The sequence below is a fragment of the Streptomyces sp. NPDC004667 genome (assembly GCF_040609475.1).
Classification (GTDB): domain Bacteria; phylum Actinomycetota; class Actinomycetes; order Streptomycetales; family Streptomycetaceae; genus Streptomyces.
Genome location: NZ_JBEXKC010000066.1, coordinates 1 through 26,107, shown reverse-complemented (window position 1 = coordinate 26,107; position 26,107 = coordinate 1). Strand labels below are relative to the sequence as shown.

Sequence of the window (26,107 nt, the reverse complement as noted above, 5' to 3'; positions counted from 1 at the left end):
TGGCGAGACCGGCTCACCGCCCGCTCACCGCCCGCTCACCGCCCCCGTCCCAAGGAGCACGGGCCTCGGGCCGTGACCGGGCGACGCCCGCATCCGGCCGACCCGGCCGACCGGGTCGGGGCGCCGCGCGTTTTGGCTCGGAACGAGCGGCCGACGCGCCCCGACGACGGCAGACTGGGCAGGTCAGCAGCCCCGTACGAGGAGGACCGCCCGTGCCCGTCCCGATCATCATCGACTGCGACCCCGGGCACGACGACGCCCTCGCGATCATGCTGGCCGCCGCCGACCCCGCGGTCGACCTGCTCGCCATCACCACGGTCGCCGGCAACCAGACGCTGGAGAAGACCACCCTCAACGCCCGCCGCGTGTGCACCATCGCCGGGATCACCGACGTGCCCATCGCCGCCGGGTGCGCACGGCCGCTGCTCCAGCCGCTCGCCGTCGCCGAGGACGTGCACGGCGCGTCGGGGCTGGACGGACCCCGGTTCCCCGAACCCACCGTCGACGTGGTGCCCGAGCACGCCGTCGACCTCATCCACCGCATCCTCCTCGAACACCCCGAACCGGTCACCCTGGTGCCGACGGCCCCGCTGACCAACATCGCCCTGCTGCTGACCCGCCACCCCGACAGCGCCGCCCGGATCCGGGAGATCGTGCTCATGGGCGGATCCACCGAACGGGGCAACCGCACCCCGGCGGCCGAGTTCAACATCATGACCGACCCGGAGGCCGCCGACATCGTCTTCCGCAGCGGGGTCCCCCTGACCATGTGCGGGCTCAACGTCACCCACCAGGCCCTCGCCACGCCCGAGATCCGGGCCCGCTTCGACGGCCTGGGCACCGAACTCGGCCAGGTCTGCTCGGAACTGCTGGCCTTCTTCGCCTCGACGTACAACCGCCTGTGGGGCATGCCCCACCCGCCGCTCCACGACCCCGTAGCGGTGGCCCGGGTCATCGATCCGTCGATCGTCGACGTCGAGGACGCCAACGTCACGGTCGAACTCCACGGCCGCTACACCCGCGGGGCCACGGTCGTGGACCTCCACCGCTACCTGGACCGCCCCGTCAACGCCCGCGTCGCCGTGCACCTGGACGCCGAACGGTTCTGGGACCGCATGGTCACGGCCGTCGAGGTCCTCGGATCCCGCCGCACCACGTAGCACCGGGACACGGCCGCCGGCGCGGCCGGCGCTCCGCCGCGCCCGGTCGCACGGACGGACTCGAACGCACGCACTCGCGGATCCGGCCACCACAGCACATTTGCCGCCTTTCCCCATCGATCCGGGCACGACGCGCCCGGGCACGGGCTACACAGGAGTACGGGGCCGTCGTCCGCGGCCCCGGTGGGATTCGGGGTGGGGGGCTGGGCGCTTGCTGTCGATCGACGTGGCGGTACTGCTGTCGGTGGTCGTGGTGCTGCGGCTGCGCCGACGGGTCCAGGCCCGGAGCCGGTCCGACGAGAGGATGACCGTGCTCATCGTCCTGGCCCTGGGTGTCGTCCTCGCTCCCACCGAAGTGGGCCGGAGCATCGCCGATGTCGTGGGCCGGCTCGTCGACGGCGTGTCGCAGGCCGGCCAGTGACCGGGCCGAGTCGCCGGCGCCGGCGACCCGTACGGGGGCCCGTGCGCCGCGCCGTGCGGCGGCAACGGCGGCGGCGGAAGCAGTTCCCGGAACAGGTGGTACTCGCCGTGCTGGCGGCGGCGTTCGCGGTCGCCCTGGCGGCCACCGCCCTACGGTGGCTCGCCGCCCACCCCTGGACCGTGGTGGCCGTCCTCTCGGTGGCCGCCGTGGTGGCCGCCGCGCGGGTGTGGCACCGCAGGGAGGCCCTTCGGTGGGACCGGGTGCGGGCGAGCGGTGTGCGCTACGCGCTCGGGCAGCTCGACGCCCTGCACCACCGGGAGTTCGAGTTCGCGGTACGGGACCTGATGCGCCGCGACGGCTGCGCGGACGCACGGCAGGTCGGGGGACGCGGGGACAACGGCGCCGACGTCAAGGCCACCGACCCGTCCGGCCGGCGGTGGGTCATCCAGTGCAAGCACCGCAGGGACGGCTGGGCCGGGAAGCCCGTCGGCACCCCCGACCTGCACGTACTCAACGGGACCGGCAGGCAGGTCCACCACGGCGACGTCCTGGTCATGCTCACCAACGGCCGCATCACCGACAACGCGGCCCGGTTCGCGAAGTCCCAGCGGCTGCACCTCGTCGACCGTCACCTCCTCGCCGAATGGGCCGGCGGATCCCGCCCGTTGTGGGACCTCCTGCGCGCCCTCCCGCCGGGCGGCCGCCCCACCCGCCTCGAACCCTGAGGGCCTCGCGCGGATTCCGGATCGCGCCCGACCACGCCGGCGCCGGTGCCGTGACCCGGTGAACCCGCCGGGTCACGGCACCCCGGATCAACGGCGCGGGGTACGGCGCCCCTGGTCGGGACGGGAGGAGGCCGCTGCCAGCTCCCGGCTGGAGGCCTCCACCATGACGCGCACCATCTCGTCCGCGGACGGTCCGGGGGCGCGGCACAGGGAGTCGAGGCTGTAGCCGTTCGGGGCGAGCCGCAGGAGGGTGTCGGCGATGTGGTGGCGCTGTTGCGCGAAGGCCGCGTGGTCGCCGGTGTCGTGCTCCCGGGCGGGCCCCGGCGCCGGTCCGGCCGTGACGGTGTGGAGCTGCTCCTCGGCACCGACGGCCGACAGGACCTCGCGGAAGGCCTCGGCTTCGGACCGTTCGAGAGCCGCCAGGGTGGTCGCCAGATCATCGGAGGCCGGTGCCTTGCGAAGCCGGCGGGCTTCCTTGAGGTAGCGGTCGAGGATGAGGTGGAGGAACGAGCCGGCCGGGGGAGGAGCCTGGTCCATGGCGTCCAGGACGGCGCTGAGCCAGTCGACCATGCGCCGGCCCGCGAGTCCGAGTTCGTCCCAGCACTCGGACCGCAGGTTCTCGGCCAGGTAGCGGGCCCGTTCGAAGGCCTTCCGGCTCGATGTCATGGGGCTCGGGGCGTCCAGCGGGCCGTGGACGTCCCGTAGCCGGGGAGCGTGCTGCTCCGCGAGGGAGCACAGCAGGGCCAGGTGGACGTAGACGTGGAAGGCCGCCATGGTCCGGTGGGCGTTCCAGCGGTTGTTCCCGTCGAGGCCCGGGACGTTCCACAGCGACACGACGCGCCGGACCTCGGTGGGGGCGTGCGGGGAGTCGTCGAGGTCGCGGGCCAGCACGGAGTGGGCGTGGCGGAAGTCGTACAGCTTCTGGTGGAGGGCCTCGTGGAGCAGGTGCTCGGCCACCCACCACGGGTTCTGGAGGAGCTTGCGGTTCAGGAAGACGATGCCGACCAAGGTGAACTGCGAGCTCGACGCCTTGCCCGCCCACGCGTCGGTCCCGGAGGTGATCCCGATCAGGTGAGTGTGGCTCAGGGCGCCGCGGGAGGTCAGCGGGAGGAGTTCGCCGAGGAGCCGGTAGCCCTGGCGCAGCCGTGCCAGGTCCCCCTCATCGGGTTGCTCCAGCCCGGCGGCGAACTGCTGCTCGACGAAGCGGTCGAACGTCCGGCCGAGGAGGCCGTCGTCCCGGCCGGGGGAGTAGACCCAGGGCGTGTCGGACGGATCGCCGAGCCACTGCGCGCCGACGGGGTCGCCCTGCAGCGGTCCGTGGTCGGCGCCGGTCTCCACGTGCTGCGCGACGGCCTCGATCACCTCGGCGCACACCTGCGGGGACAGCGAGTTCCGCCGGGGCCCGATGGTCTCCTGGGCCAGCAGCTGCTGGACGGCCTGGCGCAGGAGCGGATCGCCCAGGGCGCGGTATTCGGTACGGGGCCGGGCCCGTCGCAGTGCGGTGAGCAGGTGGCCGGCGGCCGGAACCGACGGGCTGAGGCCTTCGAGCCGGCGTTTGAACGCGAGGTGCATCTGATCCCGCACGTAGGGGCTGTCGCCGAACGGCTTGCGGGACAGCGCCGTGTCGAATGCGTTCAAGTCCATCTCTCGCCTTTCCGTCTGTGCCGTCCCGGCGCACCTGCGCGCCGTTCTCGTGTCGCCCGGTGGTGGTTCGCAGCTGCGGCTCGTGGGGCTACTCGGGGTCGTCGACCTCCCCGGCGTCCACGACGTCGGGAGTGTCGTCGTCGTCGTGGTGGTGGTGGCCGCCCGCGGCCTCCAGGAACGCGGAGGTCGCGTTGTGCTTGGCCTGCATCTCCTCGACCTCCTGGTCGGTCACCTCGCGGTCGAATTCGAGGATCACGCGGGATTCCGGATTGCGGTTCCCGTGATTGCTGGAAGCTCCCATGGCGCGGCGCCCTTCTCCGGAGGGGCGGCATCGGCCGGCTCCGGTGTTCGAATGCGGTGCGAAATTGCGGGACAACACCCCCCGTGCGAACATCATTTATGGCCGGGCTGCTCGCCACTACCACGTCGTGCGCCGGAAAGCCACCTGAACGGGCGCGTCCGAGGAGGCATGCCATGGAGCAAACGGCGACGCGGTCCTGGGTCAGCCTGACGTTCGACCGCGAGATGTCGACGGCCGAGGTCGAGGGCATGAAGCGGAGCCTGGGCGCGCGAACGGCCCTGCAGGTGCCGCCCGCGGTCGGCGCCGCCTACGCCCGGGCCCGGCAGGTCGGGTTCGCCAGATCCTGCTGCCCCGAGGTGGGCGCACTGATGTCCGTCCTCTCGGCGGCGGTCCCCACCGGCGGGCGGATCCTCGAACTCGGCACGGGAGTCGGCGTCGGCCTCGCGTGGATCGTGCACGGGCTGCGCTCCCGCACCGACGTGGAGGTCGTCAGCGTCGAGATCGACCCGCGCAACTCCGCCGTCGCGGCGGGCGCGGGATGGCCCGACCGGGTGACGCTGGTGGTCGGCGACGCCAAGGAGGTCGTCCCGTCCCTGGGGGAGTTCGACCTGATCTTCCTGGATGTCCCCGGCGGGTTGAAGGCCTCCCTGTTCGACGACGCCATCACCGCACTGAGGCCCGGCGGACAGCTCCTGATGGACGACATGAACCCGTACTGGGGCAAGGGCAGGACGCGCCTCCCCCTGGACGGGAACGACCCCGAACGGCTGCTGGAGGACTCCCGGGTCGCCTGCGCCCGGCTCGGCTACGCGAGCGGAATGATCCTCGCCGCGCGCCTGCCCGACAGGGCCTAGGGCTGCTCCTGGTCGACGAGTACGCCGCCGGCCCGGGTGACGGCGTCCAGCGTCTCCCGGTCCAGGCCGCAGGAGCGCGAGAAGCGGGTGCCGCGGAGTCGGCCGGTCAGCACGGTCCGCGACAGGATCTCACCGCTGCGGAAGTCGCACACCCACAGCTCGCCCATCTTCGTCGCCACGAGGAGACGGTCGCCCCGCTCGGAGCACCAGAGCGAACGGGTGCCGCCGGGCACCTTCAGCACCCAGCGGGCCTCCAGGGAGGAGGACACCCGCATGCTCCACCCGAAGAGCCGGTCCTGGGCGGCCAGGGCCAGCAGCCTCGACGAGGCGCGGAAGGCGAAGGCGTCCACCGGGCCGTCCCCCGGGACCATGATCGGCAGTCCCTTGCCGTCGATCCTGACCTCCTGACCGGCGGCGTCCACGATCGCGACGGCCCGGCCGTCCAGCATGAGCAGGGCGTTGTCGCCGGACGCGCTGATGGCCGTGCTCGCGGCCTCCCGGGAGTGTTCCTCCCCCTTGAGCGTGCGCCAGCAGCCCTCGGCGTTCTCGTCGGCGACGGCGTAGTACAGGGAGTCCTCGGTGTAGACCAGGGCGCTGATGCCGTGCGGGCCCGCCAGGAAGCTGATGACCCAGTGCCGTAGGGCGGGGAAGGGCACCTCCGCGACGACACGGCCCGAGGCCGGCTCCGTCAGCCGCAGGCACCTGCCCGCGAAGTCCCACTCCACGAAGGCGTGCCGGCCCTTCCAGACCACCGGGGAGTGTTCCCCCGTGGCGGCCGTCCTGCCCGTCACCCGGCCCGTCCCGGCCTCCACCAGCAGTCCGCCGTCCGCGTCCCCGCACCACCAGGTCGTCGCGTCCCAGTGGTCGACGGCCACGGGTCCGCCGTCGCCGTTTGCCGTCAGCCGGCCGGGAGGGGAGTCCACCCGGCCGTCGGGCCAGTGGAGCACCTCGTTCCCGGAGGTGATGACCACCGCTCCGCCGGAGTGGAACAAGCCCCGGCGCGACCGGCCGTCATCCAGCAGGTTCCCGTCCCCGAGCCGGGCACCCGTGAGGTCGGCCCCGGAGAGGTCCGCACCCTCCAGGTCCGCCCGCGAGAGATCGGCCCCGCGCAGGTCCGCGCCCGCGAGGGACACCTCGACCCACCACCTGCGGGGCGCGAACCCCGCCAGATCGAGCCCCGCCAACCGGGTGCCCTCCAGGCTGCCGCCGCACAGCACGAGCAGGTTCAGGCAGTTGCCCGCGAGGTTGCCCGCCTCCGCCTCCCGTCCGGCGGTCGAGCCGGCCAGCGCGAGCAGCCGCTCCCGGTGATCGGGGCACTCCCGCACCATCGCGGACAGGAACTGGTACACCGCCTCGTCGCGCCCGAACGCCCCGAACGTGCCGCCCAGCACCTCCACCGGTTCCGCCACGAACTCGCCGAGGGGCGGGAGCGTTCCGTCCTCCGCGCGCGCCGCGAAGTACCGGGACCACGTCCACTCGCGCGTCCCGGCCTGCGCCGACCCGGCCGCCGGGATCACCTTCATGAAGTCGCCGCTGAGCAGACCGAGTTCGGCCGCGAACTTCAGGGCCACCAGGAATTCCAGCAGCGACTTGTGCGAAGGCCCGTAGTCACCCTCGGCGTTGCGCACCAGCATGCCCTGGTTGCGCATGTCCTGCTCCCAGTAGTCCAGGTCCTTCGCGCTCTGCACGGTCGACCCGAAGCAGGACCGCAACCGGTCCGGGAAGTCACGGTAGTTGAGGGTGAGGCGATGGGTGGAGAGCATCTCCCAGGCGACCTCGCACAGGAAGAGCAGCTTGTCCCCGCGCGAGGTGAACGTGCGCTCCGCGCTGACGTCGCGGTCCATCTTGCGCTGCACGGCGTAGAGATAGATCCGGGCCAGGTCGATCTCGGCGCCCTGCTCGATCTCCGGGAGCGCGTCGATCACCAGCTCCGACATGAGCGGGCGCCCCATCAGCTCGCGCACGTCGTCATGGGCCATCACCATGCGGACCTTGTCCTCGGACAGGTCGTGGCGCAGCATCCGCTCGATCTGCTCGTCGTCGAAGCGGACCAGCTCGACGATGTCGAAGTTCGGCCCGTCCTGGGGCACCTTGGATCCGAGCGCGGACGCGCTGACCTTCGCGCCGAAGAGGTTGCGCGCCTCCTGGGCGTTGCGGAAATGCTCCTGGCGGCTGCTGAGCAGCACCTTGGAGCCCGGGTCGACGGCGTTGGCCAGTTCCCAGAAGTTGGCGACGACCGTGTTGCGGTCGGCCCGCGCGGCCATCTCGTCGAAGCCGTCGAAGATGAGGAGTAGCCGTCCCATGCGGTTCAGGACCCGGAAGACGTCGTAGCTGCGCAGGTCGATCTTGTGCTTGTTGAAGAAGAACTCCGAGAGCAGCCCCTGCACCGTGGTCTGCTTGGCGTAGTCGCGCAGGGGGATCAGCAGCGGGATCCGGGGCCTCGGCACCCCCCGGCGCCTGGCGTCGCGCCAGCCGCGCGCCATCTCGCCGGCCAGGTGCAGGGCGAACCACGACTTCCCCATCCCGAACTCGCCGAGGACCGACAGGTGCCGCTTGGCGGGCTCCTGGAGCCAGCCCGCCACGTAGTCGTCCAGCCCGCCGTCGCGCCAGTGGTAGAGGCTGGTGTCCAGGGGCCGGCCGGTGGCCGGGTCGATCTCCTCCTTGCCGCAGGAGATGGGTACGTACCGGGTGTCGATGCCGCGCCGGCGCACCTCCTCCTCCACCCAGGCGATGTAGGGCTCGAAGTTCGCTTCGAGGTCCACGAGTTCGTCGAAGGAGTAGCAGAACAGCACGTCCCCGCTGTCCGCGGCCCGGCGGCGCGCGGCCTCGCTGACCCTGAGCCGGGCCAGCCCCCAGCCCTCCAGGGCCCCCTCGGCGGCGGTCAGTTCGCCGACCAGCCGCACGTGGTGCGGCAGGAGCTCCCCCTCGACGCAGAGCACGACCGTCCGGTCGAACCGCCCGGGGCGGCGCTGGGGGATGTCCACCAGCAGGGCGACGCACCCGTCGGCCGCCTCCCACGTGCGCCGGATCTCGTAGCCGACGGCGGTGAACCACTCGTGCACGTCGTCCATCAGGCGTTGCGCGGGGGAGAGTTCGGAGCGGCCCGGTTCGGTACGGGTGCGGTGGCTCTCCTCCTCGACCCGGGTCTGGCTCACCCGTTCCAGGAACACGTCGATCTTCTGCTCCAGCCGTGCCTCGTGCGGTGCCCGGCTGCGGTCCACGAGCCCCTGGAACGCCGCTGTGAACCCGTCCACGTGCTCTTCGAACCCGTGGCCGAGATGCCCGAACTCGGCCGTCTCCCGGTTGCGTTCCACGGCGTGCGCCGCCTCCGCACGGAACGCCGCCCAGTCGCCTTCGGAGAAGGAGCGCCGGAAGGACTCCAGCACGTAGGGGTTCCGGAAGAAGGCGAGCACGGGCGCGGGGCGGCCGAGGCAGTACTCGATCAGCGTGTGTGCGTAGAGGCTGCCGAAGTCCTGCGGCGGCACCGTGGGGTCGAGCCGGACCGCCCGCAGGGCCCGCAGCACCGCCTCCTTGCGCAACGCGGTGTCCGCCAGCGGTTTGGACGCCAGCTTGCCCAGGATTCCCGCGGCCGCCGTCACGATCTCCATCGCCGTCGCTCGCCCCCCGAACTCCGTTGTCCGTCAACCCACTCGGGGCACCCTAGCGGCTGCGGACCTCCGGCGGCGGGACAACCGGCTCACCCGGCGACCGGGTACATCAGGCCGCGCCGGCCCTCCGGCGAGGTCAGCCACTCCAGCTTCTCGGCCGTTTCGGTGCCCGGCAGCGGCGTGTGCAGCACGATCGACAGATCGGGACGGGCGGGCACGCGCAGCTGGGTCGACTCCACTTCGAGCGTGCCGACGACGGGATGCTCCATGCGCTTGTGCAGCAGACCGCCCGGCCGCACGTCCCGCTCCTTCCACAACTCGGCGAACCGCGGGCTCAGTTCCCGCGCCTCCTCCAGGACCGCCCGGAACCCCTCGTCCCGCGGATGCTCCGAGCAGGCGGTCCGGAACTGCGCCACCACCTCGCGGGCGACCTCCTCCCAGTGCGGCGAGCGGGCCCGGTGGATGGGGTCGGTGAAGAAGGCGATCAGGCAGTTCTGCACGATCTCGGGCCGCATCCCGAACACCATGGCGGCGGCGTCGTTGTACATCACCGTGTTCCAGTACACGTCCATGATGTGCGCCGGGAACGGCATCCAGGCGTCGATCAGCCGCTTCAGGCCGTGGCACATGTCCCGGTCGCCCGGCTCGACTTCGAGGGCGGGCGGATTGAGCCCGGCCAGGACGTACAGGTGCCGGCGCTCGGCGCTCGTCAGCTTGAGGACCCGGCTCACCGAGTCCAGGACCTGCGAGGACACCGTGATGTCACGCCCCTGCTCCAGCCACTGGTACCAGGACACCCCGACCCCCGCCAGCACCGCGACCTCCTCCCGGCGCAGTCCCGGAGTGCGGCGGCGGGCCCCGCCGTCCGGCAGTCCGGCCTCCGCGGGCGAGATCCGGGCGCGCCGGTTCATCAGGAACGCCCGCAGTTCGCTCCGGCGGTGCTCGTCGATCGGCGTGGCCACGGACATTCCCCCTGTCGGCTGCCTGGTGGTGGCAACAACAGGATAAGTTCCCGCTCTTCACGGGCATTCCCGCGCGGCGAAGGTGGTGCCCATGACGATCGACACACAGACGGCGGTCACCGGACCGCACACGGTGGCGCCCGAGGGCCACCGGCTCACCGGACGGGCCCGGCTCGTCCTCTTCGTGCTCTGCGCAGCCCAGTTCATGGTGGCGCTCGACTTCTCGGTCCTGAACGTGGCCCTGCCCGTCCTCGGCAAGGACCTCGGCCTGAGCCGGTCCGCCCTGCAGTGGGCGGTCACCGCCTTCGCCCTGCCCTCCGGCGGATTCCTGCTCCTCTTCGGCCGGATCGCCGACCTGTACGGGCGCAAGAGGCTCTTCCTGGCCGGCCTGGCCCTCTTCGGCGGGGCCTCGCTGCTCGCCACCCTCGCCTGGGACCCCACCTCCTTCCTGACCGGACGCGCCCTCCAGGGGCTGGGCGCGGCGGTCGTCGTGCCGACCGGCATGTCCCTGCTGACCACGACCTTCCCCGAGGGCCCGTTGCGCGACAAGGCGCTCGGCATCTCCGGCACCCTGCTCTCCCTGGGCTTCACCGTCGGCATGGTGCTCGGCGGCGTCATGACCGACACCCTCGGCTGGCGCTCCACCATGGGCCTGCTCGCGGCGGCCGCCCTGATCGTCCTGTGCCTCGCCCCCCGGCTGCTGCCCGAGTCCCGCACCCCGGAGCGGCCGTGGCTGGACGTACCGGGCGCCATCACCGTCACCGGCGGTCTGCTCGCCCTGATCTACGCCCTGTCCAGCGCCGCCGAGCGCGGCTTCGGCGGCACGGACGTCCTCGTCTCACTGGCGGCCGGGGTCCTGCTGCTCGCCGCGTTCGCGGTGGTGGAGTCGAAGGCGCCCGCACCGCTGGTCTCGCTGCCGATGCTCAAGCGCGGCACCGTCGCCTGGGGCAACATCGGCGGACTGGTGACCTTCTCGATGATGTCGACGGTCGTGTTCGTCCTGACGCTCTACCTCCAGGAGACCCTGGGCCTGTCCTCGTTCCTGACGGGCCTCGTCTTCGGCGTCCAGGGCGTCGCCTCCGCCGTCGCCGGCTCGTACGCCCCCCGCTTCATCGGCCGCTTCGGTGCCCGGCGCACCCTGGTCGGTTCGCTGCTCGGCCAGGGCGTGTTCACCGCCGCGCTGCTCGCCGTGGGCGCGGAGTCGGGTGCCCTGCTCGCCACCGTCGCCGTCTCGGTGGCGAGCATGTGCCACCTCGGCGCGATCATCTCCTACGGGATCATCGTGACCAGTGGGGTGCCGGACGCGCAGCAGGGGCTGGCGACCGGCCTGGTCACCACGACCCAGCAGGTCGGCCTGACCATCGGCATCCCGCTGCTGGGCGTCCTGGCCACCACGCGGACCTCGCTCTTCGACGGGGTCCGGACGGTGCTGGCGCTCGACGCGGCCCTGGTGACGGTGGTGGCGCTGCTGGTCGCCGTCGGCCTCGGCCGACGCACGAGGTGAGCGGTCTCCATCACCCCGCGAGGGCCCCGGCCGGGGCGGGGAGCACCGCGTGCTCTCCCCGCCCCGGTCAAGGGGGTCCTACCGGCCTCTACGGGCGCGTACGGGTCATCCGCCGGGCTGGAGGACGCCGTTGACGGTGAGCCGGTAGGGGGCGGGGGCCAGGATCGTCTCGGTCGGCTCGTAGTGGTCGACGATCGCCGCGACCGTTTCGGCCTTGCCGTCCAGCAGGCGGCGCAGTTGCTCCCGGCCCAGCGCCGCGTGGTGGTCGGCGTCCAGGGGCACGTCGGCGGCCCAGACCTGCCGGTGGTCCGCCGTGTAGGCCACGAGGCGGAGGCTGATCCCCGGGATCCTCTTGACCTGGTAGGCGCTGATGGTCTGCCAGCCGGTCAGGGTCGAACCGTCGGAGACCGGGGTGGCCCCGGCCCTGAGGTTGTCGATCCACAGGCCCGGCCGGGTCACGCTGCTGTCGGTGACGTAGCGGAAGGCCACCAGGACGGTCCGGCCGGCGAGGTCGGAGAGGTCGATCGTCTGGTGGGTCCAGCCGCCGGAATCGCCGTTGAACCCCGGTGCCAGTGCGGCGATGCCGGCGGCGGCGTCGGGGAAGGCGGTGGTCATCCCGGCGCTCCGGCGGGAGGTGAAGGTGGCGCCCCCGTCGGTGGACACCTGCACGGCACCGATGTCGTAGCCGGGCTCGATGTCCCAGCGGGCGTCGAAGGAGAGGGTGGGGTCGGCCGGGTCGACGGTGACCGACCGTACGATGCTGCGGTCGAAGCTGACCTCGTCGCCCGGCGGGCCGGAGGAGAGGGCGGGGTCCCCGGCGGCGTGGCCGTCCGGATCGACGCTCCACTCCACCGGGCGCGTCGGGTAGACGGCCGGCGCGTCGAAGGTCAGGGAGCGCAGCGCGTCGGCCGTGAGGTACCCGCCCGCGCCGTCGCGCAGGCGTACGTAGTCGGCGCCGTTGGAGGGCGCGCCGGGGCGGGAGTAGGCGAAGGGCGTGTCGAAGTTCACCGTCGAGTGGAGCGCCTTCGCCCGGAAGCGGCCGGCCCCGGAGTGTCCGGCCGGCCGTGCGCCGTCGTCGAGGACGCCGTCGAGCGCCGCCGTGGTGGACCAGTCCTTGAGGAGGTCGAAGGGGGTCTCCTTGGCGTGGTGGCGTGCCAGGGTCTTGGAGAGCCGGTCGAAGCCGGAGCCGCCGCCCGCGAACAGCAGGTCCTTGACGAAGCCGGTTCCGTAGCGCTCGTTGAGCGTGTGGATCATGATCTCGGCGCCGCCGTAGTCACAGAGGAAGCTCTGGCCGGGATCGGGCCATACCGAGAGGGAGTTCTCGGGGCCGCCGTTCCGGTCGCCGTACGGGTCGGTGTATCCCGGGGGCATCATCGCGTTCTGGCGGCCCTGGAAGCATCCGACCTTGAGGTTCTTCAGGGCGTCCTGACGCCGGTCGTCGTAGCCGACCAGCCACCTGGCCCATTCGGCCGTTCCCTCGACGATCCAGTTGGGGCCGCTGACGTCGTCGGCCCTGCTGTTCCAGATCGCGTGGTTGTACTCGTGGGCGAGCAGGCCCTCGATGTAGTGGGGGAGGGGGAATCCCTCCCAGACGCGGCACGGGGCCGGGCCGAGGGACGGCGGCTCGGGGCCGACCATGGTCTTCCAGCCGGCGGCCTCGATGACGACGAAGTTGCGGTCGACCGCGGCGACGGCGTCCGAGAGGAACTCGCCGCCGGACGCGATGTTGTCGACGAGTACGACGAGCCGGTCGCCCGGCCCGCGCCAGGCGTCCGCCGGAATGCTCGGGTCCAGCAGTTCCGGTTTGGCGTTGCTCCCGTCGCGCGGGGTCGGGGTGCCGAACACCCGGGCCTCGCGCGGGCGGATGACGTGCTCGAACTGTTCGGCCACGTAGCGCAGCTGCCGGTCGGTGACGACGAGGTCGTCGGCGTTCGAGCTGCTGCAGTCGTCGCTGTCGACCCGCAGGTCACCGGTCCGCACCCAGAGCTCGACGTGCGGGGCGACCTCGCGCAGCTCGAACTCGCGCAGCACGGTCTGGAACGACCAGTCGATGGTCGGCCACGTACGGCGCGTGCCGACGGTCGCGTCCCCGCCGCCGTAGCGGCCGGTGCGCGCCTGCTCGTGCAGCCGGGGGGACTTGCGCCACTGCCGGGGTGCGGAGTGGGTGCGGGACGGCCCGTCGGACCGCTGGTGGGCCGTGGGGCCCGGGGGGCTGCCGGGGCCCGGGGCTCCGGCCCGGGACCGGGTCTCACGGGCGGGTCTTGAGGCCGTCCAGGGTGAGGTCGAGCAGGCGCTCCGCCCGCTGTCGTCGTTCGGGGCCCGCCGAGGTGAGGGCGATGCCTTCGAGGGCGGCGCCGATGTCGGCGGGGCCGATGTCCGTGCGGATCGTCCCCGCGGCCACGCACGCGTCCATGAGGGAGCTCAGGGCGGCGTGGATCATTTCGCGGCTGTGGCCGTACGGGCTGTCGCCGGCGGCGGCGATGGCGCGCAGGGCGTCGATCATGCCGTACTTGGCGGTCACGTAGTCGAGGAAGAGACGGGTCCAGGCGCGCAGGGCGTCCAGCGGCGGCTCCGTTGCCAGCAGGGTGGGGGCCGCGTCGCACAGCCGGGCCACCTCGTTGCGGTAGACCGCCTCGACCAGTGCTTCGCGGGTGGGGAAGTTGCGGTACAGCGTGGCGCTGCCCACTCCCGCCTCCTTGGCGATGCGCTCCAGGTGGGCGTCGAGCCCCTCCGTCGCGAATACGTGCACCGCGGCCGTGAGGATCTTCTCCCGGTTGCGCCGTGCGTCGGCCCGCAACGGCCGTTGTGCTCCCTCGGTCATGAGCGCTCGCCATCCCCTCTCAGGCTCTCCGCCTTGCTAAGTGGGGGCGTGTCCACTTAGCCTGAAGTAAGTGGGGGCTCCCCCACTTCCACTGTAGGCCAGCACGCCGGCCCGCAGCACCCCTCACGGAAGGACGGGCCATGTCAGGCATCGAGGGCAAGGTCATCGCACTCACGGGCGCCAGCAGCGGCATCGGAGAGGCGACGGCGGTCCATCTCGCCGAACGGGGGGCCCACCTGGTGCTCGGAGCCCGGCGGGAGGACCGGCTGAACGCGGTGGTGGACCGGATCAGGGAGCGGGGCGGCTCGGCCGTAGGTGTCGTCGTCGACGTCGCGCGCCGCGAGGACCTCCGGCGCCTGACCGGCGCGGCGGTCGACCGCTTCGGCCGGCTCGACGTCCTGGTCTCCAACGCCGGCACCATGGCGGTCTCGCCGCTGGACGAATTGCGCCAGGACGACTGGGACGCCATGGTCGCCACCCACATCACGGGCCTGCTGAACGGCATCGGGGCGGCGCTGCCCGTCTTCCGGCGGCAGGGTTCCGGTCAGTTCGTCAACGTGGCCTCCACCGCCGCCTACGTGGTCAAGGCTCCCCAGACCGTCTACGCGGCCACGAAGACGGCCGTGAAGGTCCTGACCGAAGGACTGCGGCAGGAGGCCGGTCCCGACCTCCGCGTCACCCTCGTCTCGCCCGGCTTCACCCACACGGAGGGCGTGGGCAAAGGGGCGAGTCCCGAGGTGGCGGCGGCGATGACCCGGCAGCGGGACGAGATCGCCATGCCGCCCTCCGCCATCGCCTCCGCCATCGGTTACGCGATCGGGCAGCCCGACGGCATCGACGTCAGCGAGATCGTCGTCCGTCCCACGGCGCAGGCCTGACGGCAGGAGCGGAGGGGCGGCGCAGAGGGCAGGCACGGAGGGCAGGCACGGAGGGCAGGCACGGAGCGGCGGCGCGCCCGCCGCGAGCTCACCCCGCGTTGAGGCGGGCGCTGACCCACTCCAGGGAGGGCGGGATCTCGCGCCTCCAAGTGTTGAAGTTGTGCCCGCCGTGGTCGAGGGTGATCGACGAGACGTGCGCGGGGGCCTTCACCTTCTTGATGAACTGCTGCGTCGGCTTGAGGTTCGGCTCGCCCTGCAGGGAGCTGGTGACCAGGAAGGAGGACTTGCCCTGCGGCAGGTGGTCCAGGCTCCACAGCAGGTCCGCCCGCTTCTCCTCCTCCTTGTTGCCGTGGAACAGGTCGCCCGAGTCCGCGTCGATCTCCGGCTTGTAGTCGGCCGAGAGGCCGACCCCGGCCGCGTAGCGCTCGGGGTGCTCCAGAGCGATCTTCAGGGCGCAGTAACCGCCCGTGGAGTCGCCCATGATGGCCCAGCTCGACGGCACGTTCTTCACCCGGTACGTACCCGAGACCGCCTGCGGGAGGTCGGTGGCGAAGTACGTCTCGCTCTGCGGCCCCCCGGGGACGTCCACGCACTGGGTGTTGCGGGTGGGGATCACCGACGGCCGCATCATCACGAGGACCATCGGCTGCGTCTTCTTGTGCTTGGCCAGCTTCCAGGCCGTCTTCGGGTAGTCGAGTCCCTTGATCAGGTTCTCCGACGTGCCCGGGAAACCGGTGAGGACCACGGTGGCGGGGAACGTCTTGTGCTCGTTGCCCTTCTGGAAGTACTCGGGCGGCAGGTACACGTAGGCCGAAGTGGCGGTCTTGGACCGCTGCCCCTGGATCGTCACCTTCTCGATCACGCCTCCCACGCGCGGGGTGGCGCCGCCGGGCACGTCGACCGGCTGGCGGCCGAGGATCTTCACGCCCGAAGCGTCACCCTGCCCCGCGTCGAGGGCCGGCGGCGCCTGCGCGTGCCCGGCCAGCTCGGCCCACGATCCGTAGATCAGGAAGCTCCGGTTGGCCGCCAGTCCGATCGAGGCCACGAGCAGCAGCTGGAGCACGACGACCAGCGCGACCCGGCCGAACACCCTGCGGGGGCCGCCCTTCGACAGCCGTGGCCACAGCCAGACCGTCAGGGCGAACAACAGGAGCGTGCACAGCAGGGCCAGCACGAGGGGAGCACCACTCGTCAGCTTCATGGATCGGTGAGACCTTCTGTCGGCTATCGGTCGGGACCCGCGGGCCCGTCGGCCCGCGTCGGCGTGCCAACCAAGGAGAGGGCACGGCGGAGCAAAAGGTTGCGGGCCTTGAGGTGATCTTCGAACACCCGCTCCCGGAACCCGGCGTAACGTGGGCGTGAACTCACGTGCGCACGACTTGTTATGGGAAGGAATCCATCCATGCAGGAGCATTTCGACGTCGTCGTCCTCGGGGCCGGCCCCGGCGGATACGTTGCCGCCATCCGTGCCGCCCAGCTGGGACGCAGCGTCGCGGTCGTCGAGGAGAAGTACTGGGGCGGCGTCTGCCTGAACGTCGGCTGCATCCCCACCAAGGCGCTCCTGCGCAACGCCGAGCTGGCACACCTGTTCACCCACGAGGCCAAGACCTTCGGCATCAAGGTGGACGGCGAGGTGTCCTTCGACTACGGCGAGGCGTTCCGGCGCAGCCGCCGGGTCGCGGACGGCCGGGTCAAGGGCGTCCACTACCTGATGAAGAAGAACGGGATCACCGAGTTCGACGGCCGGGGGACCTTCCTGGACGAGCGGACCCTGCGGGTCGACGAGGCGGGCGGCACCACCCGGGAGATCACCTTCGGCGACTGCATCATCGCCACCGGCGCCACCCCGAAGCTGCTGCCCGGCACGCGGCGCAGCGACCGCGTGGTCACCTACGAGGAGCAGATCCTCGCCGAGGACGTGCCGGGGTCCATCGTGATCGCGGGCGCCGGCGCCATCGGCATCGAGTTCGCGTACGTCCTGCACAACTACGGCGTGAAGGTCACCATCGTCGAGTTCCTGGACCGGATCGCCCCGCTGGAGGACGCGGACGTCTCCGCCGAACTGGCCAAGCAGTACCGCAAGCTGGGGATCGACGTCCTGACCTCGACCCGCGTCGAGTCGATCGACGAGTCGGGCCCGCAGGTCCGGGTGACCGTCACCGGCGCCGACGGCGCGACGAAGGTGCTGGAGGCCGACAAGGTGCTCCAGGCCATCGGCTTCGCGCCGAACGTCACCGGCTACGGGCTGGAGGCCACCGGCGTACGGGTCACCGAGCGCGGCGCCATCGACGTCGACGGCCGCTGCCGCACCTCGGTGCCGCACATCTACGCCATCGGCGACGTCACCGCCAAGCTGATGCTCGCGCACACGGCGGAGGCCATGGGCGTCGTCGCCGCCGAGACCATCGCGGACGCGGAGACGATGGAGCTGGACTACCCGATGATCCCGCGGGCGACCTACTGCCAGCCGCAGATCGCGAGCTTCGGCTGGACCGAGGCGCAGGCGAAGGAGAAGGGCTTCGACGTCCGCGTCGCCAAGTTCCCCTTCACCGCCAACGGCAAGGCGCACGGCCTCGGTGACACCGCCGGCTTCGTGAAGCTGATCAGCGACGCCACGCACGGCGAGATCATCGGTGCCCACCTGATCGGCCCCGACGTCACCGAGCTCCTGCCGGAGCTGACGCTGGCGCAGCAGTGGGACCTGACGGTCCACGAGGTCGCGCGCAACGTCCACGCGCACCCGACCCTCGGCGAGGCGGTCAAGGAGGCCGTCCACGGACTGGCTGGCCACATGATCAACTTCTGATTCCCGCCACGGGGCGGGAACCCGGCGCCGGTTAGGCTCGTTCCCATGAACGGGCAGCACCTGGCACGCACCTGGGAAATCCTCCCCGGCGGCGGATACTCGACGGCTTGGGCCGGCCTCACGGACCGCTCCCTCACGGCACGGGGGCGGGCCGTGGGGCTGGAGCCCGAGCCGTACTGGGTCACGTACGCACTGGAGACCGGCGACGCGTACGTGACCTCCGCGCTGCGGGTCACGGTCGAGACCGAGACCGGGGCCGGGCGCAGGACCCTGGACCTGCGCCACGACGCGGGCCGCTGGAGCGTCGACGGCGAGCACCGCCCCGACCTCGACGGCGCCCTCGACTGCGACCTGGGCCTGTGCCCGCTCACCAACACGATGCCGGTGCTCCGGCACGGCCTGCACCGGAGCCCGGCGGGCGCTGCGCACGCCTTTCTGATGGCCTGGGTCTCGGTGCCCGGCCTGGAGGTCACCGCGAGCCGGCAGACGTACACGCCCCTCGGCCCCGCCGGGCGGAGTGCGCGGATCCGGTACGAGTCCGGCGACTTCCAGAGCGACGTCGAGTTCGACGGGGACGGGCTGGTGCTGGACTATCCGGGGCTGGCCCGCGCCCTCCCGCAGGGCCCGGCGGCCGGATAGCCGTCCGGGGCGACCGGACCGCCGGGCGCGCCGACCGGACCGTCCGGCGCGCCGGGCGGGGTCAGAACGCCGAGTGGGCGAACCAGAGGTCGAGCAGGGCCGCGTCCCCGGTGCACTCCACACCCGGCGCCGTGCGCGCGGTGCGGCCGTAGAGGACCAGCAGCAGATCGGCGGCCGGCGCGCTGACGGCCGCGTCGGCGGCTTCGGCCCCGGCGCCGTCCCCCGCCCCGTCGGCGACGAGGCCGAAGCCGTCGGGCCGCAGGCGGACCAGCCACGAGCCGTCCGTGTCGGTGCACCGGAAGCGGATCGTCCGGTCCGTACCCCGCAGGTGGGCCACCCCGGGCGCGAAGGGGGTGGCGTAGGGCAGGTTGACGAGGAACTCGTCGACGCCGTCCCGCGCGAGCGGGGCGTCGATCGATGAGGCGAGCCCGAGGGCGCGCTCCGCGTCGACGCGGTGGACCAGGGTCTCGAACAGCATCCGGCGGATCCAGAACCGGGCGTGGCCGTCGGCTCCCCAGACCCACATGGGTGCGTCGGGGTCGGTTCCGGCGAACACCTCGGCCGCCGCGGCGGCGCCGGCGGCCAGCCAGTCGGCGTAGTCCTCCTCGCGCTCGGGAAGGCGCAGGTCCACGTCACGGCTCGTCGGGCGTTCCTGCACCTTCCGGAGCAGCAGCGCGGAGAACCAGCGGTGCACGCCCCCGCAGTGCCGGACCAGGTCGGCGAGGGTCCAGCCCGGACAGGTGGGCACGGGGGCCGTCAGGTCGGCGCCGCGGACCAGGTCCACGAAGCGTGCGCTCTGGGCGGCGACGGCCGTCGCGTGATCGGGCTGCTCGGCTGTGCTCATCGGGTGGTGCCTTCCTGACCTGGGGGTTCGCCTCTTCCGGCACTCTTTCACAGGGCTCGGGAGGTGCGGGCGCGGGGGGCGTCAGGAGTGTGGGGTGCGTCAGCAGGCCCGTTCGTACTCGACCTCGTCCAGGGGGTTGCCGTCGCCGAAGTCGTGGGGGCGCGAGGCGCCGGTCTCGGTGAAGCCGCACTTGGTGTAGAAGCGGCGCGACTGCGGTGTCCCGCGCAGCGTCCACAGGTGCACCCGGGTGAATCCGTCCTCGCGCAGCCGGCTCAGGGTCGCGTCCATCAGGGCGGCGGCGACCCCGCTGCCCCAGCCGTCGGGGTGGCCGTAGACGGAGAAGATCTCGGCGAGGCCGGGCCGGTCGGGGGAGGGGGCGAAGAAGCTGAGGGCCAGCGGGCGGCCGTCGACCGCGGCGAGCAGTACCGTCTCGGAACCCCCGCCCACCCGCGCGTGCCAGCGGTGCCGCCGGTCCTCCACCGCCCGTGCGGCGAAATCGGGGGCGAAGAAGGGCGCGTAGACGGCCTCCCAGGCCGCGGCGTGGATGTCACCGAGCACGGTCCCGTCGGCCGGGCCCGCACGACGAATCTCGATCATGCGGCGAGCCTACAGCGCAACGGGTCGCGCATGGCAGGGTGTTGGAGGCGTCGCCTCGCCTGACCCCCCTCGCCCCACCTCACGACGCGCCGGGCTGCGGTGCCTCGTGGAGCCGCGTCAGCAGGGCGATCAGCTGCCGCCGTTCGTCCGGGTCCAGCGGAGCCAGCAGCGCCGCGTTGGCCGTCGCGGCGAGCCGTGCGCAGCGGGTGAGGGTCGCCGCGCCCTCCGGGGTGACCGTGACGGCGTTCTTGCGGCGGTCGGCGGGGTCGGGGGTGCGCAGGAGGAGTCCGCTCTGCTGGAGGTGGTTGAGGAGGCCCACCATGTCCTTCGGGTCGACCGCCAGGAGGCGGCACAGGTCGGCCTGGGCGACGGGCCCGTACTCGGCGGTCGCGGCCAGCACCGCGTGGTGCATGAGGCCCAGCCCCTCGGCGGAGAGCGCGTCGGCGACCAGCCCGCGGCCGCGTGCCGCGACGCGGCCGACGAGCCAGGTCGGAAGGGACCGGATGTGCGCGAGGGGGGACGTCATGGGGCCAGCCTAACGAAAGTCGTTGGACGTCCCCACGATTTCCCGCTTATCGTTGGGACATCCAATGAATCCGGATCGGGGAGGTCCTGTGCTGCGCATCCGTCACGAGGTCAACGGCGGACCCGAGGTGCTGTTCGCCGAGCACGTCGAACGGCCCGTCGCGGGCCCCGGTGAACTGCTCGTCCGGGCCGAAGCCGTCGGCGTGACGCTGCCCACCGTGCGCAAGGTCAGGGAGGGTGACGGGCCCGTCTCCTTCGGCGGCGAGATCGCCGGAGAGGTCGTCGCCGCCGGCCCCGGGGTGAGCGGCTTCGCCGTCGGGGACCGGGTCACCGGACTGTGCTTCGCCGACGCCTACGCCGAGTTCGCGGTCCTGGGTGCCGCACTGGCCTCCCGCATCCCCGACGGCGTGAGCGCGGTCCAGGCCGTCGCGCTGCTGCGCAGCGGCCTCGTGGCCCGCGGCGCCCACGCGGCCGCCCGCGTCGAGCCCGGCGAGTCGGTCCTGGTCACCGCCGCGGCGGGCGCGGTCGGCGGCCTCGCCCTCCAGTACGCGAAGGCCGCCGGGGCCGGGCGCGTCGTCGCCGCCGTCAGCAGCGCCGACAAGGCCGATTTCGTCCGCGGGCTGGGCGCGGACCGGGTCGTGCTGTACGAGGACGCCGACTGGGGAGCCCCGTACGACGTGGTCCTCGACGGCGTCGGCGGCGCCCTGCTCGGCCCCGCCGTCCGCGCCCTCGCCACCGGCGGACGCATCGTGGCGTACGGCTCGGGCGGCGGTACGGTCGAGGCCTACGAGCTGCTCGTCCGCGGCGCCTCGATGATCGGCTTCCAGATGCGGGCGATCGCCTTCGGCAAGCCCGAACTCTACGACCGCTGGCAGCGCGAACTCTGGGAGCTGTACGCGGCGGGCACCCTGCGCCCCGCCGTCCACGAGGAGATCCCGCTCGCCGAGGCGGCCCGCGCCCACGCCGTCATCGAGGCGCGCCGCAACCTCGGCAAGGTGGTCCTGGTGCCCTAGGCCGAACGAGTGGGTGACACGAGCCGTCCCGCCCGGCCGGCTCGCACGGTCGACTCGGCCGTCCGGGGGGACACGCCGCTGCCCCGGACGCGGTGCGTGCCGCGCCTACGGCGGTGGTCGCGGGCGGTGTGGAACGGTTCGAGCCGGTCACGCAGAGCAGCGATCGGAAGGACTTCCCATGTTCAGAACGGTGTTCATCGCCGGCGCGGCAGCGGCCCTCGCCGCCTCCGCCCTCACGCCCTCCGCGGGGGCCGCCACCACCGCCCCGACCTCCGCGCCCTCCGACAGGATCACCATCGACGTGGTCCAGGTCAACGGCTCCGGCTGCCGGCCCGGCAGCGCCACCGTCGCGGTCTCCCCCGACAACACCGCCTTCACGGTGGCCTACAGCGAGTACACGGCGCAGGTCGGCAAGGACGCCAAGGCGACCGACTTCCGCAAGAACTGCCAGCTCGGCCTGAGCGTGAACGTTCCCCAGGGCTACACCTTCGCCATCACCCAGGCGGACTACCGTGGCTTCGCCAGCCTCGCGCCCGGCGCGAGCGGTGAGCAGAGGGCCAGCTACTACTTCCAGGGCATGTCCGAGACCGCCCGCCGCAGCCACACCCTGCGCGGCCGCTACCAGGACAACTGGCAGGCCAGCGACCAGGTCGCGATCGAGGCCCTCGTCTACCACCCGTGCGGGGCGAAGCGGAACCTCAACATCAACACCGAGCTGCTCGCGCAGGCCGGCACGTCCGACACGGCCAACACCACCAGCTTCCTGACGATGGACTCCACCGACGGCAGCATCAACACCAAGTACCACTTCGCCTGGAAGACCTGCCCGCAGCGCTGAGCCGGGGCCGATCGGGTGGCGGGGCGCAACAGGCACTGTCCGGCCGCGCGAGGGCGATGTCCGGCCACGTCTGCGCCGCGTCACGCCGGCTCCGCCGTCCCGTACCGCCCCGGGCTTACGATCTCGACGGACGGTCCCCTCCCGCGACCGCTCCCACCCCGCATCCGTGGAGGTCACCCGTGTTCCGGACGGCCGCAGGACACCGCAGTCAGCGCAGCAGTCTCCGTATCCGCGCCACGGCCGGCCTCGCCGCCGCGGCGGGCGTGTTCCTCGCCGCGGGCTGCTCCTCCGGCGGCAGCGGCCCGGGGGAGGCGGCCGGAGGCGTCCCGGTCGTGGAGAAGGGCAAGCTGACCACCTGCACCCATCTGCCGTACCCGCCCTTCCAGTTCGAACAGAACGGCAAGGTCGTCGGCTTCGACGTGGCCCTGATCGACCTCGTCGCCCGGAACCTCAAGGTCGAACAGAAGGTCCTCGACACTCCGTTCGAGAACTTCAAGACCGGGGCCTTCCTGAACTCCGGCCAGTGCGACCTCGCCGCGGCCGGCATGACGATCACCGACGAACGCAAGAAGAACGTGGACTTCTCCGTCCCCTATTTCGACGCCACCCAGGCCCTCCTCGCCACCAAGAAGAGCGGTGTCACCACGCTCGCCGAACTCAAGGCCAAGGGCGGGAAACTGGGCGCGCAGGCGGAGACCACCGGGGAGAGCTACGCCAAGGCACAGGGGTTCAACCCGGTCTCCTTCGAGAGCTCCGACGCGGTGCTGAACGGACTGCGCACCGGCCAGGTCGACGCGGTCGTGATCGACTACCCGGTCGTCCAGGGCTGGCTCAAGGACAAGGCGAACGCCGCCGAGTTCGTCCTGGGCCAGAACATCGACACCGGCGAGAAGTACGGCTTCTCGGTGAAGAAGGGCAACGCCGCCCTCCTCGCCGCGATCGACAAGGCGATCACCACCGCCAAGGCCGACGGCACCTACAAGAAGCTCTACGAACAGTGGATCGGCCCCCTGCCCCAGGCCACCTCGTGACCTCTCGGCTGACCCGGCGCCAGCGGCGCCGGGTCTGGCAGTGGATCCAGTACGCGGTCTTCGTGGCCGTACTGGTCCTGGTGGCCGTCCTCGCCGACTGGGGCCGGCTGGCGAACCAGTTCGCGCAGCCCGGCCTGGCCGCCCGGCTCTTCCCGGACATCATCACCATCGCCCTGCGCAACACGGTGGTGTACACCTTCTCCGGATTCCTCTTCGGCCTCGTACTCGGCCTGGTCGTCGCCATGATGAGGCTCTCCTCGGTGGCCCCCTACCGATGGGCCGCCGGTGTATACATCGAACTGTTCCGGGGCCTGCCCGCGCTGCTCATCTTCATCTTCGTGGGCGTGGCGGTGCCGCTCGCCTTCCCCGGCACCCAGATCCCCGGCGGCATCTACGGCAAGGTCGCGCTCGGCCTCGGCCTGGTGGCGGCCGCCTACATGGCGGAAACGATTCGGGCCGGCATCCAGGCCGTGCCCAAGGGGCAGATGGAGGCGGCCCGTTCGCTGGGCTTCTCGCACGCCCGCGCCATGGCCTCGGTGATCATCCCGCAGGCCTTCCGCATCGTGATCCCGCCGCTCACCAACGAACTGGTGCTGCTCTTCAAGGACTCCTCCCTGGTGCTCTTCCTCGGGGTGACGCTGGAGCAGCGGGAACTGACGAAATTCGGCCGGGACCTCGCCAGCGAGACCGCCAACTCCACCCCGATCCTGGTCGCGGGCCTGTGCTACCTCCTGGTGACCGTGCCGCTGAGCTTCGTGGTGCGCCGCCTGGAAGCCCGTGCCGACAAGGCCACGTGAGGAAGACATGCCACAGCAGACACCACCGGCGGACACGGCGCCGACGCGCACGCCGCCGACGGACCGCCCGGAGATCGAGATCCGCGATCTGCACAAGTCCTTCGGCGACAACCACGTCCTGCGCGGCATCGACCTCGACGTCGCCCCCGGCGAGGTCGTCTGCGTCATCGGCCCGTCCGGCTCCGGCAAGTCGACGCTGCTGCGCTGCGTGAACCTGCTGGAGGAGCCGAGCCGGGGCACCGTCCACGTGGGCGGTACCGAGCTCACCGACCCCGACGTGGACATCGATGCCGTCCGCCGCCGCATCGGGATGGTCTTCCAGCAGTTCAACCTCTTCCCGCACGTGAACGTCACCGGCAACCTCACGCTGCCGCAGCGGCGGGTGCTGGGCCGGGACAAGGCCCGGGCCGCCGAGGTCGCCCGGGAGAACCTGGAACGGGTCGGTCTCGCCGACAAGGCGGGCGCCTTCCCGGCCCAGCTGTCCGGCGGACAGCAGCAGCGCGTGGCGATCGCCCGGGCCCTGTCGATGGGGCCGGAGGTGATGCTGTTCGACGAGCCGACCTCGGCGCTCGACCCCGAACTCGTCGGCGAGGTCCTCTCGGTGATGCGGCTGCTCGCCGGCGAGGGGATGACCATGATGGTCGTCACCCACGAGATGAGCTTCGCCCGGGAGGTGGCGGACCGCGTCGTGTTCATGGACGGGGGAGTGATCGTCGAGCAGGGACCGGCGGCGCAGGTGATCACGCGCCCGGCGCACGAGCGGACCCGGAACTTCCTCGACCGCATCCTGGACCCCGCGGCGGCCGAGCCGCCCGTCGGGGAAGAGGGCGGGGACGGGGAGGGCGAGGCCGAGGGCACCGCCACGTAGGCGACGACGACCCTGGTCCTGGTGTGACGAGATGCCGTTGGGTGCGTTCGGGTGGGGCGGAGCGCGGTGCGCAACCGGGAGCACGCAGTGATGAGTCCTCACGGTCGGTCATGACAAGGGAGGTCCGATGGACACGCAGCCCACGTACGCACTGTCGTCGCGGACGCCGCGATGGGCGCTCGACCCCTACCGGTTCCGCGGGCTGGAGGGCCTCGACGTGGACGAGGCCCTCCACGACGGATCCGCCCCGCCGTCCGCCGGCCCCGCCGAAGCCCCTCAGCGCCAGGCCCGCTGAACGGGCCCGTTCAAGGCCGCGTCCGGGATCCACGAGCCATGGATCATGGCGGGCACCCGGCGCGGCAGGTGGACCGTGGCCACCGTCGCGAGGGCCGGATCCCCGGCGTCCAGGACGAGCAGCCGCGAGGCGTCGGCGTTCAGGTCGCCGACCACCGTCAGGAGGTAACCGGCGTCCTCCTCGCCGGCACCGGAGGCCGGGACGAACACGGCCTCGCTGGGGAGCTGCCCGGCATCGAACGGCCGCAACAGGCGGGCGCCGGTGGCGCGGTCGTACTTCACGAGGGTGTGCCGGCCGATGCCCCGGTCGTCGGGGAAGGCGAGCGCGTACTGGTAGCGGTGCTCGCGCCCGGTGAACGCGTCGTTGATCGTCGGGAACTCGACCGTGAGGTCGTCGCTCTCCTCCTCCGTGGTCCGCCCGGTCGCCGGGTCCACGGTCCAGCGCCGGCCCCGGGAGCCGGTGGCGGGCTCGGCGCCGCGGTCGGGGGCGCCGACCCACCAGTTCCAGGACCGCCGCCAGCCGTCGCGGCCCACTGACGGGCCCTCGATGACGATCCGCCCGCGAGCGTCCTCGTAGGCGTTGGCGAGGTGCATGGCGAAACCCTGGCCGATCTCGAACCAGCGGACCCGCCGCGCGCCGCCCGCGCCGCGCGGCAGGACGCCGATGCGCGAGGGCTGCGCGTCGCTCCAGCCGTACGGGATGCCGGAGTGCTCGGAGGGGTCGAAGGTGACCGAGCCCTCCAGGAAGACGACGTGGCGCTCGGTGAGGGCGAAGTCGTGCTTGAGGGCGGCGGTGGCGCCCGGCACCTCCTGGCTGTCCAGGACCTGCCCGTCGGCCGAGGCCACGTGGTGGACCAGGTACGGGGGGAAGGGGGAGGAGGAGAAGAAGTGGAGCTCGCCCGTGGCCGGGTCTTCCTTGGGGTGGGCGGTCATGGCGGAGGTGAGTTTGCCGCCGAAGTCGTAGGCGCCGATGGTTT

25 protein-coding genes are annotated in these 26,107 nt (G+C 72.2%); 14 read left to right on the top strand and 11 right to left on the bottom strand.

The window, feature by feature from the left end; genetic code table 11:
• The first annotated feature begins 212 nt into the window (after positions 1-212).
• The 3 genes from ABZW32_RS29150 (at position 213) to ABZW32_RS29140 (ending at position 2,306) form a co-directional block, all read left to right on the top strand.
• The gene (locus ABZW32_RS29150; protein ID WP_356221365.1) at positions 213-1,160 is read left to right on the top strand and encodes a nucleoside hydrolase; all 948 of its coding nucleotides are present in this window, start codon (positions 213-215) and stop codon (positions 1,158-1,160) included.
• A gap of 211 nt (positions 1,161-1,371) precedes the next feature.
• The gene (locus ABZW32_RS29145) at positions 1,372-1,581 is read left to right on the top strand and encodes a hypothetical protein (RefSeq protein WP_356221362.1); all 210 of its coding nucleotides are present in this window, start codon (positions 1,372-1,374) and stop codon (positions 1,579-1,581) included.
• Positions 1,582-1,676: 95 nt separating this feature from the next.
• Positions 1,677-2,306, top strand: a complete 630-nt coding sequence (locus ABZW32_RS29140) for a restriction endonuclease (protein WP_356221359.1) — start codon at positions 1,677-1,679, stop codon at positions 2,304-2,306.
• Between the two features lie 87 nt (positions 2,307-2,393).
• Here ABZW32_RS29140 and ABZW32_RS29135 read toward each other — a convergent pair whose 3' ends face one another.
• Together ABZW32_RS29135 and ABZW32_RS29130 are read right to left on the bottom strand one after the other, a co-directional pair.
• Positions 2,394-3,950 (bottom strand): hypothetical protein, encoded by a 1,557-nt coding sequence (locus tag ABZW32_RS29135; RefSeq protein WP_356221356.1) that lies wholly within the window; start codon positions 3,948-3,950, stop codon positions 2,394-2,396.
• A gap of 88 nt (positions 3,951-4,038) precedes the next feature.
• Entirely contained in the window at positions 4,039-4,206 is a 168-nt protein-coding gene (locus ABZW32_RS29130; RefSeq protein ID WP_356221353.1) for a hypothetical protein, read from the bottom strand.
• 218 nt (positions 4,207-4,424) lie between these two features.
• Here ABZW32_RS29130 and ABZW32_RS29125 point away from each other — a divergent pair, with 218 nt between their 5' ends.
• The gene (locus ABZW32_RS29125; RefSeq protein ID WP_356221351.1) at positions 4,425-5,105 is read left to right on the top strand and encodes a class I SAM-dependent methyltransferase; all 681 of its coding nucleotides are present in this window, start codon (positions 4,425-4,427) and stop codon (positions 5,103-5,105) included.
• Here the strand turns inward: ABZW32_RS29125 and ABZW32_RS29120 are convergent.
• Both ABZW32_RS29120 and ABZW32_RS29115 read right to left on the bottom strand, forming a co-directional pair.
• Complete coding sequence (locus tag ABZW32_RS29120) at positions 5,102-8,713, bottom strand: pentapeptide repeat-containing protein (RefSeq protein WP_356221349.1); 3,612 nt, start codon at positions 8,711-8,713, stop codon at positions 5,102-5,104. The genes ABZW32_RS29125 and ABZW32_RS29120 overlap by 4 nt on opposite strands.
• Before the next feature lie 89 nt (positions 8,714-8,802).
• Positions 8,803-9,624, bottom strand: coding sequence for a helix-turn-helix transcriptional regulator (locus ABZW32_RS29115; RefSeq protein ID WP_356221417.1), 822 nt, complete (start codon positions 9,622-9,624; stop codon positions 8,803-8,805).
• Between the two features lie 142 nt (positions 9,625-9,766).
• Between ABZW32_RS29115 and ABZW32_RS29110 the strand changes: the two genes are divergently transcribed.
• A complete protein-coding gene (locus tag ABZW32_RS29110) occupies positions 9,767-11,179 on the top strand; it encodes an MFS transporter (RefSeq protein WP_356221346.1) in 1,413 nt (470 codons plus the stop codon).
• Between the two features lie 105 nt (positions 11,180-11,284).
• Here the strand turns inward: ABZW32_RS29110 and ABZW32_RS29105 are convergent, their stop codons facing one another.
• Together ABZW32_RS29105 and ABZW32_RS29100 are read right to left on the bottom strand one after the other, a co-directional pair.
• Positions 11,285-13,210 (bottom strand): choice-of-anchor J domain-containing protein, encoded by a 1,926-nt coding sequence (locus ABZW32_RS29105; protein WP_356221343.1) that lies wholly within the window; start codon positions 13,208-13,210, stop codon positions 11,285-11,287.
• Positions 13,211-13,427: 217 nt separating this feature from the next.
• Complete coding sequence (locus tag ABZW32_RS29100; protein WP_356221341.1) at positions 13,428-14,000, bottom strand: TetR/AcrR family transcriptional regulator; 573 nt, start codon at positions 13,998-14,000, stop codon at positions 13,428-13,430.
• A 140-nt stretch (positions 14,001-14,140) separates the two neighbouring features.
• On the opposite strand from ABZW32_RS29100, the gene ABZW32_RS29095 reads away from it, so the two are divergent.
• A complete protein-coding gene (locus ABZW32_RS29095) occupies positions 14,141-14,878 on the top strand; it encodes an SDR family oxidoreductase (RefSeq protein ID WP_356221339.1) in 738 nt (245 codons plus the stop codon).
• A gap of 88 nt (positions 14,879-14,966) precedes the next feature.
• Here ABZW32_RS29095 and ABZW32_RS29090 read toward each other — a convergent pair whose 3' ends face one another.
• Positions 14,967-16,079, bottom strand: coding sequence for an alpha/beta hydrolase-fold protein (locus ABZW32_RS29090; RefSeq protein WP_356221337.1), 1,113 nt, complete (start codon positions 16,077-16,079; stop codon positions 14,967-14,969).
• 201 nt (positions 16,080-16,280) lie between these two features.
• On the opposite strand from ABZW32_RS29090, the gene lpdA reads away from it, so the two are divergent.
• Positions 16,281-17,684, top strand: coding sequence for a dihydrolipoyl dehydrogenase (lpdA, locus tag ABZW32_RS29085; protein WP_356221335.1), 1,404 nt, complete (start codon positions 16,281-16,283; stop codon positions 17,682-17,684).
• 45 nt (positions 17,685-17,729) lie between these two features.
• Positions 17,730-18,323, top strand: a complete 594-nt coding sequence (locus ABZW32_RS29080; protein ID WP_356221332.1) for a putative glycolipid-binding domain-containing protein — start codon at positions 17,730-17,732, stop codon at positions 18,321-18,323.
• A 61-nt stretch (positions 18,324-18,384) separates the two neighbouring features.
• On the opposite strand, the gene ABZW32_RS29075 is transcribed toward ABZW32_RS29080, so the two are convergent.
• The 3 genes from ABZW32_RS29075 to ABZW32_RS29065 all read right to left on the bottom strand — a co-directional run bounded on the left by ABZW32_RS29075 (position 18,385) and on the right by ABZW32_RS29065 (position 20,290).
• Positions 18,385-19,167, bottom strand: a complete 783-nt coding sequence (locus tag ABZW32_RS29075; RefSeq protein WP_356221330.1) for a maleylpyruvate isomerase family mycothiol-dependent enzyme — start codon at positions 19,165-19,167, stop codon at positions 18,385-18,387.
• 99 nt (positions 19,168-19,266) lie between these two features.
• Positions 19,267-19,764, bottom strand: coding sequence for a GNAT family N-acetyltransferase (locus ABZW32_RS29070; protein WP_356221328.1), 498 nt, complete (start codon positions 19,762-19,764; stop codon positions 19,267-19,269).
• A gap of 79 nt (positions 19,765-19,843) precedes the next feature.
• Positions 19,844-20,290, bottom strand: a complete 447-nt coding sequence (locus ABZW32_RS29065) for a MarR family winged helix-turn-helix transcriptional regulator (RefSeq protein ID WP_356221325.1) — start codon at positions 20,288-20,290, stop codon at positions 19,844-19,846.
• Positions 20,291-20,378: 88 nt separating this feature from the next.
• Between ABZW32_RS29065 and ABZW32_RS29060 the strand changes: the two genes are divergently transcribed.
• The 6 genes from ABZW32_RS29060 (at position 20,379) to ABZW32_RS29035 (ending at position 25,131) form a co-directional block, all read left to right on the top strand.
• Positions 20,379-21,302 (top strand): zinc-binding dehydrogenase, encoded by a 924-nt coding sequence (locus tag ABZW32_RS29060; RefSeq protein ID WP_356221322.1) that lies wholly within the window; start codon positions 20,379-20,381, stop codon positions 21,300-21,302.
• Positions 21,303-21,480: 178 nt separating this feature from the next.
• Positions 21,481-22,140 carry a DUF4360 domain-containing protein gene (locus ABZW32_RS29055; protein ID WP_356221319.1) on the top strand — a complete coding sequence of 220 codons (660 nt, stop codon included), beginning with the start codon at positions 21,481-21,483 and terminating at the stop codon, positions 22,138-22,140.
• Between the two features lie 227 nt (positions 22,141-22,367).
• A complete protein-coding gene (locus ABZW32_RS29050; RefSeq protein ID WP_356221414.1) occupies positions 22,368-23,171 on the top strand; it encodes an ABC transporter substrate-binding protein in 804 nt (267 codons plus the stop codon).
• Complete coding sequence (locus ABZW32_RS29045; RefSeq protein ID WP_356221316.1) at positions 23,168-23,968, top strand: amino acid ABC transporter permease; 801 nt, start codon at positions 23,168-23,170, stop codon at positions 23,966-23,968. Before ABZW32_RS29050 ends, ABZW32_RS29045 begins: the two co-directional genes overlap by 4 nt.
• A gap of 7 nt (positions 23,969-23,975) precedes the next feature.
• Positions 23,976-24,836, top strand: a complete 861-nt coding sequence (locus ABZW32_RS29040; protein WP_356221313.1) for an amino acid ABC transporter ATP-binding protein — start codon at positions 23,976-23,978, stop codon at positions 24,834-24,836.
• 127 nt (positions 24,837-24,963) lie between these two features.
• Positions 24,964-25,131: a hypothetical protein gene (locus ABZW32_RS29035; protein WP_356221310.1), complete on the top strand. Its 168-nt coding sequence runs from the start codon at positions 24,964-24,966 to the stop codon at positions 25,129-25,131.
• Here ABZW32_RS29035 and ABZW32_RS29030 read toward each other — a convergent pair.
• Positions 25,113-26,107 (bottom strand): carotenoid oxygenase family protein (locus ABZW32_RS29030; RefSeq protein WP_356221307.1); only part of this gene is annotated, 995 nt, incomplete at its 5' end. The two genes, ABZW32_RS29035 and ABZW32_RS29030, sit on opposite strands and share 19 nt — an antisense overlap.